The 16,443-nt window shown below is 68.5% G+C and carries 16 protein-coding genes; 5 read left to right on the top strand and 11 right to left on the bottom strand.

The features are described from left to right. The first annotated feature begins 27 nt into the window (after window positions 1-27). From AC5Y5Z_RS06690 to AC5Y5Z_RS06675, 4 genes are all read left to right on the top strand, one after another. Window positions 28-2,121, top strand: a complete 2,094-nt coding sequence (locus tag AC5Y5Z_RS06690; RefSeq protein ID WP_499924575.1) for an MMPL family transporter — start codon at window positions 28-30, stop codon at window positions 2,119-2,121. After that, window positions 2,118-2,597, top strand: a complete 480-nt coding sequence (locus AC5Y5Z_RS06685; protein WP_463827136.1) for a TspO/MBR family protein — start codon at window positions 2,118-2,120, stop codon at window positions 2,595-2,597. Before AC5Y5Z_RS06690 ends, AC5Y5Z_RS06685 begins: the two co-directional genes overlap by 4 nt. An 8-nt stretch (window positions 2,598-2,605) precedes the next feature. Next, the gene (locus AC5Y5Z_RS06680; RefSeq protein WP_499924071.1) at window positions 2,606-3,946 is read left to right on the top strand and encodes a cryptochrome/photolyase family protein; all 1,341 of its coding nucleotides are present in this window, start codon (window positions 2,606-2,608) and stop codon (window positions 3,944-3,946) included. A gap of 79 nt (window positions 3,947-4,025) precedes the next feature. After that, window positions 4,026-4,562, top strand: coding sequence for a DUF4333 domain-containing protein (locus AC5Y5Z_RS06675; protein WP_463827138.1), 537 nt, complete (start codon window positions 4,026-4,028; stop codon window positions 4,560-4,562). Between the two features lie 13 nt (window positions 4,563-4,575). Here the strand turns inward: AC5Y5Z_RS06675 and AC5Y5Z_RS06670 are convergent, their stop codons facing one another. Continuing rightward, window positions 4,576-5,208: a hypothetical protein gene (locus tag AC5Y5Z_RS06670; RefSeq protein WP_463827139.1), complete on the bottom strand. Its 633-nt coding sequence runs from the start codon at window positions 5,206-5,208 to the stop codon at window positions 4,576-4,578. Window positions 5,209-5,291: 83 nt separating this feature from the next. After that, window positions 5,292-6,029 (bottom strand): acyltransferase, encoded by a 738-nt coding sequence (locus tag AC5Y5Z_RS06665; RefSeq protein ID WP_463827140.1) that lies wholly within the window; start codon window positions 6,027-6,029, stop codon window positions 5,292-5,294. A gap of 111 nt (window positions 6,030-6,140) precedes the next feature. Between AC5Y5Z_RS06665 and AC5Y5Z_RS06660 the strand changes: the two genes are divergently transcribed. Beyond that, entirely contained in the window at window positions 6,141-7,400 is a 1,260-nt protein-coding gene (locus AC5Y5Z_RS06660) for an outer membrane protein assembly factor BamB family protein (RefSeq protein ID WP_499924573.1), read from the top strand. 48 nt (window positions 7,401-7,448) lie between these two features. Here the strand turns inward: AC5Y5Z_RS06660 and AC5Y5Z_RS06655 are convergent, their stop codons facing one another. The 9 genes from AC5Y5Z_RS06655 to AC5Y5Z_RS06615 form a co-directional block, all read right to left on the bottom strand. Then, complete coding sequence (locus tag AC5Y5Z_RS06655) at window positions 7,449-8,138, bottom strand: esterase (protein WP_463827141.1); 690 nt, start codon at window positions 8,136-8,138, stop codon at window positions 7,449-7,451. A 72-nt stretch (window positions 8,139-8,210) separates the two neighbouring features. Continuing rightward, complete coding sequence (locus AC5Y5Z_RS06650; protein WP_463827142.1) at window positions 8,211-9,428, bottom strand: class I SAM-dependent methyltransferase; 1,218 nt, start codon at window positions 9,426-9,428, stop codon at window positions 8,211-8,213. Then, window positions 9,386-10,360 (bottom strand): class I SAM-dependent methyltransferase, encoded by a 975-nt coding sequence (locus AC5Y5Z_RS06645; protein ID WP_463827143.1) that lies wholly within the window; start codon window positions 10,358-10,360, stop codon window positions 9,386-9,388. The genes AC5Y5Z_RS06650 and AC5Y5Z_RS06645 overlap by 43 nt, the downstream gene beginning before the upstream one ends. A gap of 10 nt (window positions 10,361-10,370) precedes the next feature. Further along, window positions 10,371-11,138: an enoyl-CoA hydratase gene (locus tag AC5Y5Z_RS06640; protein WP_499924067.1), complete on the bottom strand. Its 768-nt coding sequence runs from the start codon at window positions 11,136-11,138 to the stop codon at window positions 10,371-10,373. Further along, on the bottom strand, window positions 11,135-11,953 hold the full coding sequence (locus AC5Y5Z_RS06635; RefSeq protein ID WP_463827145.1) for an NUDIX hydrolase: 819 nt from the start codon (window positions 11,951-11,953) through the stop codon (window positions 11,135-11,137). Before AC5Y5Z_RS06635 ends, AC5Y5Z_RS06640 begins: the two co-directional genes overlap by 4 nt. Then, window positions 11,950-12,783 (bottom strand): ABC transporter ATP-binding protein, encoded by an 834-nt coding sequence (locus AC5Y5Z_RS06630; protein ID WP_463827146.1) that lies wholly within the window; start codon window positions 12,781-12,783, stop codon window positions 11,950-11,952. Before AC5Y5Z_RS06630 ends, AC5Y5Z_RS06635 begins: the two co-directional genes overlap by 4 nt. A gap of 58 nt (window positions 12,784-12,841) precedes the next feature. Next, window positions 12,842-14,320, bottom strand: a complete 1,479-nt coding sequence (locus AC5Y5Z_RS06625; protein ID WP_499924571.1) for a hydrogenase large subunit — start codon at window positions 14,318-14,320, stop codon at window positions 12,842-12,844. Then, the gene (locus tag AC5Y5Z_RS06620; protein ID WP_499924065.1) at window positions 14,317-15,783 is read right to left on the bottom strand and encodes a proton-conducting transporter transmembrane domain-containing protein; all 1,467 of its coding nucleotides are present in this window, start codon (window positions 15,781-15,783) and stop codon (window positions 14,317-14,319) included. Before AC5Y5Z_RS06620 ends, AC5Y5Z_RS06625 begins: the two co-directional genes overlap by 4 nt. Then, window positions 15,784-16,443 (bottom strand): hypothetical protein, encoded by a 660-nt coding sequence (locus AC5Y5Z_RS06615; protein ID WP_499924064.1) that lies wholly within the window; start codon window positions 16,441-16,443, stop codon window positions 15,784-15,786.

Here is a 16,443-nt window from a genome sequence, read left to right as displayed (position 1 = left end):
TAATGTTTCAGCGACTGAAATGCTTGGCTGGTGTGGGATAGACTCGCTGCGACAGTGACCGCCCGACGCTCGTGGATTCTCGCGCTAGGGGTCTTTCTGCTGGCGGCCGGTTTCATGGCACTCATCGGTGGGAACGCAGCGGCAAGCCAGGCGCCGTCATCGGTGCCGACAGATTCGGATTCAGCGAAGGTAGCCAAACTGTCCGCCCAGTTTCCCGGTGGCGACCAGGTACCGCTGATCGTGGTGGTCAGCAGTCCCGAGGCCGGTGCACCCGACCCCGCCGCGCTGCAGCGCGCGACCGAACAGGCCCGCGATCGGATGCGTGCCGTCGCCCGACCGGCAACGGCTCCGGTGCCCGCATTCGTCTCGGCTGACGCCAAGGCAGGCATTGGGGTGGTGCCGATCAGTGCCGGCCTTTCCGGACTGGACCTGCACGATGCTGTCGCCACGTTGCGCACCGCAGCCAACAATGGCTTGCCCGAAGGATTTTCGGCTCATGTCACCGGCGGGCCGGCCTTCGGTGCCGATATCGCCAACGCGTTCAGCAATGCCAACATCACCCTGCTGATTGTGACCGCCGCCGTGGTGGCGTTCCTGCTGATCGCCACTTACCGCTCGCCGGTGCTGTGGCTGGTACCGCTGACTGTGATCGGCTTGGCCGACCGGGTCGCGGCGGCGGTGGGAACCGCGGTGGCGTCCATGACCGGCCTCAGTTTCGACGGGGCGACGTCCGGAATCACCAGCGTGCTGGTCTTCGGCGCCGGCACCAACTACGCGCTGCTACTGATTTCGCGCTACCGGCAGGAACTTCGGCTGCACGCCGAGCACCGCGACGCGCTACGCCGAGCCGTCCGGACGGCCGGTCCGGCGATCGTGGCCAGCAATGCCACCGTGGTGCTGGCGCTGCTCACCTTGATTTTCGCCGTCACACCGAGCACCCGCAGTCTGGGCGCACTCGCGGCGTGCGGTCTGGTCGTCGCCGCGGTCTCGGTGCTGGTGTTGCTGCCACCCCTGCTGGCGCTGTTCGGACGGCGGCTGTTCTGGCCGTTCATCCCGCAACCCGACCACACCACCGCCGTCGATACCGGACTCTGGCACCGGGTTGCCGCACACGTCGCCCGTCGACCGGCACTGGTCGCGTCCACCACGATCCTGCTGCTGGCCGTGCTGGCGACCGGGCTGTTCACCGTGCGCATCGGCCTTTCCCAGACCGAACAGTTTCGCGTCACAGCGGATTCGGTGACCGGGTTCGACATCGTCGCGGCGCATTTCCCGGCCGGTTCGGCCAATCCGACTGAAGTCATCGCCCCCACCGCAGAGTCCGCCCGGGTGCAGCAGGCCATCTCCGCCACCCCCGGCGTCGTCTCGGCCGAACCTGCAGGCGCTCCGGCGGCGGGGTTGAGCAGATGCTCGGTGGTGATCGACGCCCCGCCGTCCTCCCCGCAAGCATTCAACACCATTGCCGCGCTGCGGCATTCGACCAAATCCGTGACCTCGGCGGCTTTGGTCGGCGGACCCGACGCCCAGGCCCTCGACGTGCGCGATGCCGCGACCCGCGACCGGACGGTGCTGATTCCGGCGATCCTCACGGTCATCCTGTTGGTGCTCTACGTCCTGTTGCGGTCGGCCCTGGCGCCGCCGATGTTGCTGGCGGCGACCATCCTGGGCGCGCTGGCTGCACTCGGTCTCGGCGGTTGGTCGAGTATGCAGGTGTTCGGGTTTCCCGCCCTGGACAACACCACTCCGCTCTACGCGTTCCTGTTCCTGGCCGCACTGGGCGTCGACTACACCATCTTCCTCGTCACCCGCGCTCGCGAGGAGGCCGCCGGCCACGGGGCCCGGGACGGAATGGTTCGTGCCGTGTCGGCCACCGGCGGGGTGATCACCAGCGCGGGAATTGTGCTGGCTGCGGTCTTTTGCGTGCTCGGCGTGCTGCCGCTGATCGTGATGACCCAACTGGGCATCATCGTCGGTCTCGGCATTCTGCTGGACACCTTCATCGTGCGCACGCTGGTTATCCCCGCACTGTTCGCGCTGAGCGGGGACCGCATCTGGTGGCCGGCGGCCGTCTGGCGAACCCGACCCGACGTCGAGGGTCAAAACCGAAGGGAATCAACGTGAATAAGTCAACTCTGGCCGGGACCGGACTGGCCGTCGCCGCGGCGGCCGGCACCGGCGCCATCGCAAGTCCGGGCCGAACGCCGTTGTGGTACGCCCGAATTCGCAAGCCGCGTTATCAGCCACCCAGCGTGGTGTTCCCGGTGGCCTGGACCGCCCTCTACACCGACATCGCGACCACCTCCGCGGTGGCCATCGACCGGTTCCGTGCGGCCGGGCAGCCGGACAAGGCCCGCCGGTACGCCACCGCGCTGGGCATCAACCTGGTGCTCAACGCCGGTTGGAGCTGGTTGTTCTTCCACCACCACAAACTAGGTGCCGCCGCCCTGGGTGCCGCCGCACTCACGGCCAGCAGCACCGATCTCGCCAGACGCGCCGCCGAAGCCGATCCCCGCGCCGGACTGGCGCTGGCGCCGTATCCGCTGTGGTGCGGGTTCGCCACCGTGCTGTCCACCCACATCTGGCGACTCAACCGTTAGGAGGCGTCATGCCCACCCTGTTGTGGTTTCGACGGGACCTGAGGCTGCGCGATCACCCGGCACTGGCCGCCGCGGCCCAGAACGACGCGGCCGGCGAGGTGCTCGCCTGCTTCGTGCTCGATCCCCGGCTGGAGGCATCCTCCGGGCCGCGCCGGCTGCAGTTCCTCGGCGACTCACTGCGACAGCTCAGCAGCGACCTCGACGGTCGCCTGCTGGTGGTGCGCGGCCGGCCGGAGCAGCGAATTCCCGAGATCGTCACGAAGATCGATGCCTCCGCAGTACACATCACCGAAGACTTCGCGCCGTTCGGCCGCCGCCGCGATGACAAGGTGCGCGCTGCACTGGATTCGGTTCCGCTGGTGGCCACGGGATCTCCGTATCTCGTCTCGCCCGGACGGATCACCAAGGACGACGACACCCCGTACAAGGTGTTCACCCCGTACTTCAGCCGGTGGCGCGACGCGGGATGGCGGGACCCAGCCAGAACCGGTGCCGAATCCGCACACTGGCTCGACCCGTCGGCAGTCAAGATCAGGACGTGCGAGATTCCGGACCGCGGCGTCGAACTCGACCTGAAAGCCGGTGAAGCGGCCGCACTCTCGCAGTGGTCGGCATTCATCGACGACGGCATTTCGCGTTACGAGACCGATCGCAACCGGCCGGATCTGCCCGGCACCAGCCGGATGTCGGCGCACCTGAAGTTCGGCACCATCCACCCCCGGACCATGGTCGCGGATCTGAACCTGCGCCGTAAAGGCGACTCAGCGTACCTGCGGGAGTTAGCGTTCCGGGATTTCTACGCCGCGGTACTGCATCACTGGCCGCACAGCGTCTGGTGGAACTGGAACAGCCACTTCGACGCCATCCAAACCGACACCGACGCTCAGGCCGAGCGCCGGTTCGAGGCCTGGAAAGCCGGCCAGACCGGATACCCGATGGTCGATGCCGCGATGCGGCAGTTGCGCGAGACCGGGTTCATGCACAACCGGGCGCGGATGATCGTCGCCTCCTTCCTGGTCAAAGATCTGCACCTGCCGTGGCAGTGGGGCGCGGCCTGGTTCCTGGAGCAACTCGTCGACGGCGACATGGCCAACAACCAGCACGGGTGGCAGTGGTGCGCGGGCTCCGGCACCGATGCCGCCCCCTACTTCCGGGTGTTCAATCCCACCACCCAGGGTGAAAAGTTCGATCCTGCAGGCGATTACATTCGCCGCTGGGTGCCTGAGCTGGATGCCGCGACCGATGCGCATCTGCGGAAGGGGGACCGCCCGGCCAGCTATCACGAACCGATCGTCGACCATGCCGCCGAACGGACCGAGGCGCTGCGGCGTTACAGCAACATCAGCTAAAGGCTTGGGCAAAGGCTGTGCGCCGTGCCATTATCAGCCGGTTCACGGTTTCAACGGTCGCCAGAGCCCGGAGGGTGGTATGAGCCAGTCGCTGTGTCGGATGTTGATCGTCTCTGGCGCCGCAGCCGGTCTGGTGCTCGGCGCAGGCGCCTGCCACTCGTCTGACGGTGACTCGCGCGCTCGCGAGGTGGACAGGCATGTGCTGGAGAACGAGATCGCATCGCACATGACCGACTCCAGCACCGACAAGCCGCAGGCGGTGGCCTGTCCGGCCGGTCTGCCGGCCAAGGTGGGGGCACAGGTCAAATGCAAGATGAAGATCGACGGCCCACCCGACGAGGTCAACGTCACCGCCACCGTCACCAACATCGACGGCAAGACGGTGATCTACCACTTCCTGAAATCAATCGATCAGGATCGGGTCGCCAAGATGATCCGCAACAAGCAACGCAACGAGTCGGTCACGTGTCCCGAGGAATTGAAGGGTCTGGTCGGCACCAAACTGCGGTGCCAACTCATCAACGGCAACAGAACATTCGGCGTCAACGTGGTGGTCACCGACGTGCCCGGGCCCCGGGTCAACTTCAACTTCGAAATCGACGACCAGCCCCAGTGAAATCCGGCCGTGGTCAGGCCGGCAGGTTCTTCTTGATGGTCGCGTCCTGCTTCTGCGCCACCGCGGTGGCGAAATCAACAGGTGCGGCGTCGCCGGGGGGACCTTCGAAATGCAGCGTGACGGACGCCTTGCCTTCGGTGAACACCAGCAGCGTCACGGCTTTGGACTTGTCCGGCGAGGTGCCCAGCACCACGGTCCCGCCGTTACCGACCGCCACGGGTTGGGGGGTGCCGTCGATCACCCAGTTGTTCAGCGTCCCCGTCGTGCCGTTCATCGCTTCGACCGCAGCCGCAGCATCCGGCAGGACGGCGATGCTGACACTGATGATGTTGTCGCCCTTGGCATTCCGGAACGTGCCGTCCACGCCGGGGTTACCACTGGACGGGGTGGGCGGCTGCCCGACCTCGAGCGGGTCACCCGAGAGCGCCTGTAGGTCGCTCAGCGGTACCAGCAAGTTCGTGTAGTCGGTGGGCGCGACCGTGCCCGACGTCGCAGCGGGCGACGAACTGGCGCTGCCCGAGCCGGCGGCCGATGTGGTCGTCGACGAAGCCGGCGCCTTTTCGTCCTTGCTGTCACACGCGGGGACCAACGCGCCAAGGGCTATCGCCGCGGCCGCACTCAGCACCGCAATGGTCGGCGTCTTCATTGGCGCTCCCGTCATCTGTTGTCGATTCGACCACCGTTGATCGAACAGCATGGCGGGCGGCACCGCAACCGCGGCAACCCGGACTAGCGCGACGCCTTCTTACGCTCGATGTCGGCGAGGGCGGCAGCGAGTTCGGCGCGCTGCGCCGCAGAGGTCTCCCACGACAATTTCCGGTTCTTGACCACCTTGGCCGGGGCGCCGACTGCGATCGAATAGTCCGGGACGACGCCGCGCACCACCGCATGCGAACCCAGCACACAACCCCGTCCGACAGAGGTACCGCGCAACACCGAAACCTTCACCCCCACCCAGGTGTCCGGTCCGATGCGCACCGGCGACTTGATGATGCCCTGATCCTTGATCGGCAGCGTGATGTCGTCCATCCGGTGGTCGAAATCGCAGACATAACACCAGTCGGCCATCAACGCGGACTCGCCGAGCTCGATGTCCAGGTAGCAATTGATGACGTTGTCGCGTCCCAGGACCACCTTGTCGCCGAACCGCAGCGATCCTTCGTGCGCGCGGATGGTGTTCTTGTCGCCGATGTGCACCCACCGGCCGAACTCCAGCTGGGCCAGCTCGGGCGTGCAGTGGATTTCCACACCTTTGCCCAGGAACACCATCCCCCGGGTGATGATGTGCGGGTTCTGCAGCTTGAACTTCAGCAGCCGCCAATACCGCACCAGGTACCACGGCGTGTAGGCCTTGTTGCGCAACACCCATTTCAGCGACGCCAGCGTCAGGAAATTGGCTTGGCGGGGGTCTCTAAGCTGGGCGCCACGCCACCGGCGGTGCAGCGGAGCTCCCCACATGCTCGTCATGGCCCGAAAGCCTACCCGTGGAGCTACGGGTTACCCTCACCTGTACTCGGTCTCTGCTTGCCACTGAAGGATTGCCGAAAGGAAAGAGTGCTCGTCCGACGTCTCCTGGCAATCGTTGCAGCAGCCGTGCTCACCATCGGCCTCGGCGGATGCGGCAATACCGATTCGTGGGTGAACGCAGCGCCCGCACCGGGCTGGCCCGCGCAGTACGGCGACGCCGCCAACAGCAGCTACACCGCGACGGCCGGTGCCACCAAGCTCAGCCTGCGCTGGACCCGTTCGGTCAAGGGCAGCTTGGCAGCCGGTCCGGCATTGGGTGCGCGAGGCTTTCTCGCCCTGAATGCGCAGACACCCGGCGGTTGCTCCGTCATGGAGTGGGAAATCGGCAACGGGCGCCAGCGCTGGTGCATCCGGCTGATCCAGGGTGGCGGTTTCGGCGGGCCGCTCTTCGACAGCTTCGACAACCTGTACGTCGGTCAGCCGGGCGCGATCATCTCCTTTCCGCCGACGCAGTGGACTCGCTGGCGCGAACCTGTCATCGGAATGCCCAGCACCCCAAGACTTTTGGGTGACGGCCACCTGCTGGTCAGCACCCACCTGGGCCAGTTGCTGGTCTTCGACACCCATCGGGGCGCCGTGGTCGGCAGCTCGCTGGATCTGGTGGAGGGTGTCGACCCCGCCGACGCCACGCGCGGGCTGGCCGACTGCGCCCCGGCCCGCCCGGCCTGCCCGGTCGCGGCGGCTCCCGCGTTCTCCGCGGCCACCGAGACGGTGGTGGTCGGCGTGTGGCAGCCGGGAGCTCCCACAGCGGGTCTGGTCGGCCTGAAGTACCACGGGGGGCAGCTCACCCGGGAGTGGACCAGCGAGGCCGTCGGCGGTGGCGCGCTGGCCAGTCCGGTGTTGTCCGCGGACGGATCAACCATCTACGTCAACGGCCGCGACCAACGGTTGTGGGCGTTGCATGCTGCCGACGGCAAACCCAAATGGTCTGCGCCGCTGGGGTTTCTGGCGCAGACACCACCGTCGGTCTCCCCGCAGGGACTGATCGTGGCCGGCGGTGGCCCCGACGCCCGGCTGGTCACCTTCCGGGATGCCGGTGAGCACGCCGAGGTGCTGTGGCGGCGCGAGGATGTCGCTCCGCTGTCGACGTCGACGCTGGCCGGTGACAGCGTGGCGTACACGGTCACCGCCCCGCATGAGGGCGAGCCCGGCATGTCGGTCCTGATCTTCGACCCGACCAACGGACACACGACTTCCAGCTATCCGCTCCCGGCGGCCACCGGATCTCCGGTCGGGGTCGCGGTCGGTAAGGACCGCCGCGTGGTGGTTACCACCAGCGACGGTCAGGTCTACACCTTCGACCCGGCCTAGGCCCGGGATCGTCCCTGGTCAGCGCGGCCCATCCGGGCTCCCGCGGACCTAGACGGCCAGCGGCGGGATCGCGCTGCGCGGCACTTGGACCTGAGTGGCGCCGGCGAACGACGGCAACAGCTCGCCCTGGGCGAAGTAGAAGATCACGGCGTCGTCGGTGATCGCGAAGTTCTGATAGTTGGTGGGGTCGTGACCGGCCCCGGGCGACACTCCCCCGCCCATCCCGCTCTGGTGTTCCAGTTCGCGTTGCACGATCGGGAAGATGGCGTCCAGTGGATTGCTGTTCGGCGGAAACAATGTGTCGAAGGTGATCGGCTGCTTGGTGTTCAGGTTGTAGTTGAAAGCCTTGTACCAGTTGGACGGCCGGGCCCCGCCGACGTCCTGGAAGAACTTCAGCACCACGCTGCGGGTGCGCGGCGGCAGGCCGGAGCTGTGCTGCTCGTTGGTGGCATCCATCTGGTAGGGCTGGTCGCGCCGTCCTGATCCCTGCGCGACGTTGACGAAGCCGTCGCGATTCTGCGTGATGTAGTCGGTCAGCGCCTGCTGGTCGGGATAGTCGACGGGGAACGTGAGGTCCAGCGTGTAGGTGGCACCGGACTGGTGGATGTGGCAGATCTGGGCGCCCTCGACCGCGCCACCCAGACTCGCGCACGACGGCGGCGCGGCGGCGGTGTCGGAGGCCGGCCAGCCCGCCAGCGCCACGACAGCCAGCGTCGCGGCGGCAACTAGATAACGCATCGTCGTCACTGTCCTCGAGATCAAAATGGCGGTGATGCCATATCGAGATAATCGCCGTCAGCGTACCCGGCGTTACCGGGAGGGCCGGCAAACGTATGCCACCGCGGCGCCGCCGGCCCGCGCACCGATGCGAGTGATGACGACCGAGAGCGGTTCGCCGCCCCGCAACCGCATCCGGCGGCGCAACGCGTCGGGATCCACCGCGACACCGCGGACCAGGATTTCCAGCGCGCCGCAGTCCCGCGCGGACAGCGCCCGGCGCAACTGCCGCTCGTCGAACGCCACCTGTTCGAGCACCTCGAACCCCCGTACGCCCGGCGGCAGTCGGTCTCCGGACAGGTAGGCGATGTCGGGGTCGAGCTGCCACAGCCGGTGCCGGGTGGCGTAGTGGCGGACCAGCCCGGCCCGCACGACCGCGCCGTCGGGGTCGACGATCCACCGCCCTACCGGCCGGACCCGACAGTCGTCGGCGTCGGCCGAGGTGATCTGCTCGGCACGGTCCAGGATGGTGGCGCGGCGCCGTACGCCCGCCTCGGCCAGCCCGCCCCACCACAGGCAGGCCTCCCGCACCGAACCGCGGTAGGAGGTCACCTCCACCTCGCCGTCGAACCCGAGCCGGCCCACCTGGTCGAAATCGATTCCCGGCGCGCACTTCACGGCCAGATCCCGGCCGCGGTAACGCTGCAACACCTGATCGAGCGCCGGTTGGTAGTCGCGGGGGTCGAATCGGCGCCGGCCACCACCGCGCCGCGCCGGGTCGACGACGACGGCCGCGTCGCGGCTGACCGGGTGCAGCGCATCGGCACGGCACAGGTAGGCGTGCTCACCCAGGTTGTGGCCGGCCATGGCCAGCCGGACCGGGTCGATGTCGCTGCCGATGACCCGCGTCGCCACACCGCGCAAAGCAGCCAGCTCGGTGCCGATGGAACAGGTCACGTCGTGCACGACGCGCCCGGCCAGGCGGGCGGCCCGGTGCAGCGCGACGGGTGCCGCGGTGGCCTGCTGCAACGCCTCGTCGGTGCATAGCCAGCCCGCGACATCGCCCAGCGCGCCCAGCTTCTGCTGCGCTTTGCGGCGCAGCAGCGTCGTCTCCACCAGCACCGCAGCGCGGTCACCGAAGCGGGCGCGCACCGCGGAGACATCGGTGATCCGGGTGGCGTCGCTCAACTCCAGTTCGGCGACCACCGCAAGCGCGGCGGCACCGGACTCCGACCGCAGATAACGGACGGCGTCCAGGTCGAAAAGGCTCAGGAGGGTTTGACCCCGGTGATCATCACGTTGTAGAACCACCCCTTTGGCGCCACGTGGCGCCACACGTTGGCGTCCACCCAGCTCAGCGCCTTCCAGCCGTTGAACGCGAACTTCGCCCAACCCCAACCCAGACGCCCGGGCGGCACCGAGGCCTCGAAGGTGCGCACCGGCCAGCCGAACATGGCCGCGGTGAACTCCTCGCTGGCGGTCTCAACCTGGACCGCGCCAGCGTTGGCGGCCATCTGCTCGAGGTCTTCCGGTGCGAAGGTGTGCAGGTCGACGACCGCTTCCAGGGCCGCGGCCCGCGACGATTCGTCGAGCTCCTCCTGGGGTCGCCGCCAGCCGGCCAGACCGGGCAGCTTGGTGATGTTGGTGGCGACCCGCCACGTCAACGTGGAGAGCTCGCGCGCGTAGACATTGCCGATCGAGGTCGGCTCCCCGGCGAACACGAACCGCCCGCCCGGCTTGAGCACCCGGATCACCTCGCGCAGGGACAGTTCGACGTCGGGGATGTGGTGCAGGACGGCGTGCCCGACCACCAGGTCGAAGGTGTCGTCGTCGTACGGGATGCCTTCGGCGTCGGCGACGCGACCGTCGATGTCCAGGCCCAGCGACTGGCCGTTGCGGGTGGCGACCTTGACCATGCCGGGCGAGAGATCGGTGACCGATCCGCGGCGGGCCACGCCGGCCTGGATCAGGTTGAGCAGGAAGAAGCCGGTGCCACAACCCAACTCCAGGGCGCGGTCGTACGGCAACTCGTTGATCACCTCGTCGGGCACGATCGCGTCGAATCGGCCGCGCGCGTAGTCGATGCAGCGCTGGTCATACGAGATCGACCACTTGTCGTCGTAGCTCTCGGCTTCCCAGTCGTGGTAGAGCACCTGGGCGAGTTTGCTGTCGTGACGTGCGGCGGCCACCTGCTCCGCGGTCGCGTGCGGATTGGGCGCGGGGACCTCAGTACTCCTCGTCATGCAGGGCAGCCTAACGGGCGCGGTGACTGCCCGCGGTCCGGGCGCCCTGACCAGCGGCGAACACCTCGACGTACCGGCGTTGTTCGGCGGTCAACCGCTCGGCTTCCGACGGCGCGCCGTACACGTCGTTGATCCCGGCCTTGGCCGCTGCCAGAGCCGGCGCCGGACCGTCCAGGAAGCGTCTGGCCCAATCCGCCGCCGCGTCGTAGACGTGGTCGGGGGCCACCATGTCGTCGATCAGGCCCAGCGCCAGCGCCTCCTCGGCGTCGAAGAAACGCCCGCTGAACACCAGTTCCTTGGCCCGGCTGGAGCCGACGACGTGAGTGAGCCGGGCCATCCCGCCGCCGCCGGGCACCAGGCCGGCCAGGATCTCGGTCGCGCCGAACTTCACGTTGTCGCCGCTCACCCGCCAGTCCGCGGCCAGGGCCAGCGTCAGGCCGGCGCCCAGCGCGTAGCCGGTGATGGCGGCGACGGTGGGTTTGGGGATGGCGGCAACCGCGTCGATCGCGTCGCACCGGACCTGTGCTGCGGTACCGGCTTCGGCGGCGTCCAGGGTCTGCAACTCGGGCATGTCGTCACCGGCGGTGAAGATGTCGTGACCACCGAACAGGATCACCGCGGCGACGTCGTCGCGGCGGCCCAGTTCGTCGGCGGCGGCGATGATCTCCCGGTACACCTGCCGGGTCAGCCCGTTGGTCGGTGCCCGCGACAGCAGCAGCATGGCCAGCCCGGCATCCTGCGAGCCGTCACTGACCACCACGCTCACGAATTCGCTCAAAGCGGCCAGTCCATGAAGCCGCCCGCTGTGCGTGCCTGGTGATAACGGTCGGAGTCGAAGAACTCGAACACCCAGTTGTCGCCGCGCTTTTCCAGCAGCGGCTGGACCGCGACGATCTGCCGCTCCACGGCCAGCACGTCGGCGACGGTCCGACCGGCCAGCGCGTCCAACTGCGTCCACGTAGGCGGCAGCAGCACGTTACGGCCGGCTTCGAAATCGGCGATGGTGTCCTGCGGCAGCGCCCATTCGGCCCGGTCGGACTCGGTGTTCTCGCCGTCGGCGCGCTGTCCCTCCGGCAGCGCCGCGACGAAGAAGTAGGTGTCGTAGCGCCGGGTGCGCTCGGCTTCCGGGGTCACCCAATTCGCCCAGGGCCGCAACAGATCGGCGCGCAACACCAGGTTCTCCCGACGCAGGAAGTCGGCGAAGGACAGCGTGTGGTCGGCCAGGGCACGACGAGCGTCGCCGTACACCGAGGCGTCGCCGACGATGCCGTCCGGATCGTCGGCCGGCCCGGCGAACAACACACCGGACTCCTCGAAGGTTTCCCGCGCCGCGGCACAGACCAGCGCCTCAGCCAGGTCGGTGGCGATGCCGAACCGGTCGGCCCACCACTGCGGCGGCGGTCCCGCCCAGCCGATATCGGCGTTGCGGTCGCGGTCGTCGACCCCGCCGCCGGGAAAGACGATCACCCCGGGGGCGAACTCCATCTGCGAGTGCCGGCGCATCAGGAAGACGTTCAGGCCGGCGGGCGCATCGCGCACCAGCATCACCGTCGACGCCGGGCGCGGTGTCAGGGGCACCTGTGGTTCGTTCACTGTTGTCTCCGATGGGCTGCTCGCGCGCGGACCCGGCGCGCAAAGTACCGGCCGTCCACCACGTCCAGCGCGATCCGCTGTCCGAATGCCGCGGACAGGTTCTCGGCGGTCAGCACGTCCGGCAGCAGACCCGAGGCGACCACCTGCCCTTCCGACAGCAACAGGCAGTGACTGAAACCCGGCGGCACCTCTTCGACGTGATGAGTCACCAGCACCTGCGCCGGCGCGTCGGGGTCGGCGGCCAGGTCGGTCAGCCGCGCCACCAGCTCCTCACGGCCCCCGAGGTCCAGGCCGGCGGCGGGCTCGTCCAGCAGCAGCAGTTCGGGGTCAGTCATCAGAGCGCGGGCGATCAGCACCCGTTTGCGCTCCCCCTCGGACAACGTGCCGTAGCGGCGGTCGGACAGGTGCTCGGCGCCCAGGCTCTCCAGGGTGTCCAGCGCGCGCCGGTAGTCCAGCTCCTCGTAGGCCTCCCGCCACCGCCCCAGCACCGAATAGCCGGCCGAGACCACCAGGTCACGCACCACTTCGTTGTCGGGCACCCGCTGCGCCAGCGACGACGAGCTCAGGCCGATCCGCGATCGCAGTTCGGAGACGTCGACGCGGCCCAGCCGCTCCCCCAGCACGAACGCGACACCGGTCGACGGGTGCTCGGTGGCGGCGGCGATGCGCAGCAACGATGTCTTGCCGGCCCCGTTCGGGCCGATGATCACCCAGCGCTCGTCGAGTTCGACCGCCCAGTCCAGCGGGCCCACCAGCGTGCGTCCGCCCCGGCGCAGCGACACGTTCCTGAAGTCGATCAGCAGATCGGGATCGGCGTCCAGTTCGGCCACCCGATTATGGTGCCGTACCCGGGCACCGCCTCGGTTGCCGGGTCGCCCTCCCCGGGAGCTACAGATCGTTGCCGGCATAGGACAGGTTGAAACTCTTATTGGCCAGCGGAAAGTCCGCGACGATCGTGTCGGCCATCGCGACCGGCAGGGCCGGCCAGTTGAACCAGGACGGGTCCACCACCTTGCACCGCGTGATCGCCCCGGCGGAGGCGTCGATCTCGACCCGGTGCACCACCGTGCCGCGCCACCCTTCCACGATCCCGACGCCGCTGCCGCCGGTTTCGGGCAGCGACGCCTGATACCGCAGCGGGCCGTCCTGCTGCTCGAGCACGGCACAGAGCAACGCGACCGACGCCGCGAACTCGTCGCGCCGAACCAGGTAGCGGGCCAGCACGTCACCGTCGGTGCGCATCACCGTGGTGACGGGCAATGCCATCGTCGGATGATCGACGCGCGCGTCGGTGCCGATGCCGCTGGCGCGCGCCACGTATCCCAGGCACCCCATGGCGCGGGCGTCCGCCCCGGCCAGCACCGCGGTCTCGGCGAACCGGTCGTAGATCCCGGAGTTGCGCAGCGTCAATTCGCTGATCTCGGCCACCTCGCGGGCCAGTGCGCGCAATTCCCCGGTATCGGGAAGCGCTTGCAGGACAACACCTCCGGGGGTGACGGTGCCGCGCAACAGCCGGTGGCCGGCCACGCGTCCGTTGATGCGCAACAGGCGCTCGCGGATGCGCTGAGCATGGGCGTTGGCCAGCGCGAAACCCACATCGCTGGCCAGTGCGCCCAGATCGCCGGCGTGATTGTAGAGACGCTCGAGTTCGACCAGCACCGCGCGCAGCGCGTGCACGGGTTGCGGGACCTCGATTCCCAGCGCCTCCTCCACCGCAAGGCTGTACGCCAGGGCGTGCGCGACTGCGCTGTCGCCGCTGACACGTCCGGCCAGTTCGACGCCGGCGTCGACGGGCCGGCCCTCGAAGAGCTTTTCGATCCCCCGGTGTACGAACCACAGTCGCGCCTTGAGCCGCAGCACGGATTCACCGATCATGGAGAACCGGAAGTGGCCCGGCTCGATCAGGCCGGCATGTACGGGTCCGACCGGAATCTCGTACACCCCCGGCCCGTCGACGTCCACGAACGGAAACCCGCCTACCGTCGCGAACTCCGGTGGCCGTCCGGCGGCACGCCGCATCGGATGCCAGTCCTGCGGCCAGTGCGCGTGTTTGACCAGCCGTCGCGGCTGCGGATGTCCTTGGGGCACAACCCCGTACAGATCCATCATCTCCCGCTCGAAGCGGCCCGCCGGGATGGACAGGTGTCCCAGCGACGGCACCGACGGGTTGTTCTTACCGGTGGTCAGGGTGAGCTCGACCCGGCGGTCCGGCCGGGCGGCCAGCAACAGGTAGACCACGCGCAGGCAGTCGCCGACGTCGTGGGCGGCCACCAGGGCCAGCCGAAACCCGTTGTCCAGCAACTCCCCTACGGCTTGCGCCAGTTCACCGGCAGGGACCTCGCGGCGCAGTCTCTGCGGCTGCATCAGCCCACACCGAACTGGCCGGCGGCCGTGGTGAACAGTCCGGTCAGCGGACCCGCGGTCACGCCCAGCGCCAGTGACACCACTATCCCGGTGACCAGGGCGGCCGAAACCGTGGCGGGCACGGCGATCGGCGGCGCGCCCGGGTCCGGCGCGCCCAATAGGATGCGCTGCGCCTTGCCGACCAGCGCCGCGAATGCAACCACCATCAGCAGCAGCGCGACCCCGAGCACCCAGGACAGCCGCGCGTCGGCCAGCGACCGGGCGATGGATACCTCGCTGGCGAACATCGCGAACGGCGGCAATCCCAGCAGGGCGACGATTCCGACAGCGAACGCCAGACCGATCAGCCGGGACCGCGCCAGCACGGCACGGATGTCGTCGATGGCCGACGAGTCGTGCGCGGCCTGCAACTGCCCACCGGCCAGGAACAGCACCGTCTTACCCACGCCGTGGGCCAGCACGTGCAACAGCAGGGCGGCGATCGCCAGCTTGGTTCCCGCGGCGGCGGCCACCGCGATCAGCCCCATGTTCTCCATTGACGAATAGGCGAGCATGCGTTTGAGATCGGTTGCGACGGAGAGCAACAATGCGGCGATCAATACCGTGGCCAGCCCAACGGTCAACAGTCCGGCGCGCAGGAATCCCGGGCCCACCGCGGCGTCGACGATCGGCCGCAGCCGGATCAGCACCGAGAACGCCACCGAGAGCAGCACCCCGCTCATCAACGCCGATACCGGCGCCGGCGCCTGGCTGTGCGCGTCGGCCAGCCAGCCGTGGAACGGCACCAGCCCCACCTTGGCTCCGTACCCGATCAGCAGCAGACCGCCGGCCAGGCGGGTCACCGCCGGGTTGAGGTGTGCGCCGAGGGCAGCCAGGACGTCGAGGTTCAGCGCGCTCGACGCGTCGGCGCCACTGTGCAGGGCGGCGAAGTACAGCAGCACCGTGCCGAGGAAAGCCACCGCGATTCCGACCGAGCAGATCACCACGTACTTCCAGGTGGCCTCCAGCGCCGTGGCGGAACGGCGATGCCCCACCAGAAACGCAGTGATCACCGTGGTTGCCTCGATCGCAACCCAGATCACGCCGATGTTGTTGGCCGACACCGCAACTGCCATGGCGGCCAGGAACGCCGGGACCAGGGTTCCGTAGCGTCGCGCGTCGCGGTGGTCGGTATGACCGTGGGCGAGTTCGGCGTCGATGTAGCCGATGCTCGCCCAAGTGGCCAGGGTGCCGACGACACCGATGACGATCAGCATGGTCAGCGACAACGCGTCGGTGCGCAGCACACCGCCGAGCGCGAGGTGCTGTCGGGCACCGGTCAGCACCGCCAGCGTCACAGCGCTGACCAGGATGACCACGGCGGACAGCATGGTCAGCACGGCGGTGACCCGCCGCCATCCGCCCACCAGCGCGATCAGCGCGGCGAGCACGGGCGCCAGTATCGGCGCCAGAATCACCCCCGTCATCTAGTCTCGCAATCTCTGCAGCCGGTCCAGTTCGGCACCGCCGAAGGTGCGCCGCAGCCGGCCGGTCAACACCCCCAGCACGATCAGCGCGAACAGCACATCCAGCGAGGCGCCCAGTTCCACGATCAGTGGCACCCCGGCGGTGAGCAGGAACGCCGTCGCCGTGATTCCGTTGTCCAGCATCAAAAATCCCGCGGCCTGCGAGATGGCGTGCTGGCGGGTGACCATCACGAACAGAGCGATCAACACGACCGCGAATCCGGCCGGTGCGGTTGACACCGCCGCGTCGGGATACAGGTCGACCAGTGGCCGGGTGACGGCCAGCGCGATCACCGTCAGCACCGCCGCCATCAGCAGCGAGGCGGTGGTGTTCACCAACGGTGTCACCTCACGCTGGTGATATTGCTCGGCGCCCAGTGCACGCGCCAGCAGCACCGGCAGCACCACCCCGCGCAGCGCGATCAGCGCCACCCCGACCGCGAGGAGCTCCCAATGATGCTGCCGCACAGCAAGAATCACCGGGATGGCGCCGAGCGCGACGCCCTGCAGCGCCAGCAGCCGCACGATGGAACGCAGGTCGCGTCGCCAGACGATCAACACCGCGGCCAGCACCAGCCCACCCGGTGCCAGGTCGAGCACCTCGACGAAAGTATCGGTCAC

It is taken from the genome of Mycobacterium sp. NGS29 (genome assembly GCF_059812965.1).
The sequence above is the reverse complement of the archived record's forward strand: the minus strand, read 5'-3'. Positions and strand labels throughout refer to the sequence as shown.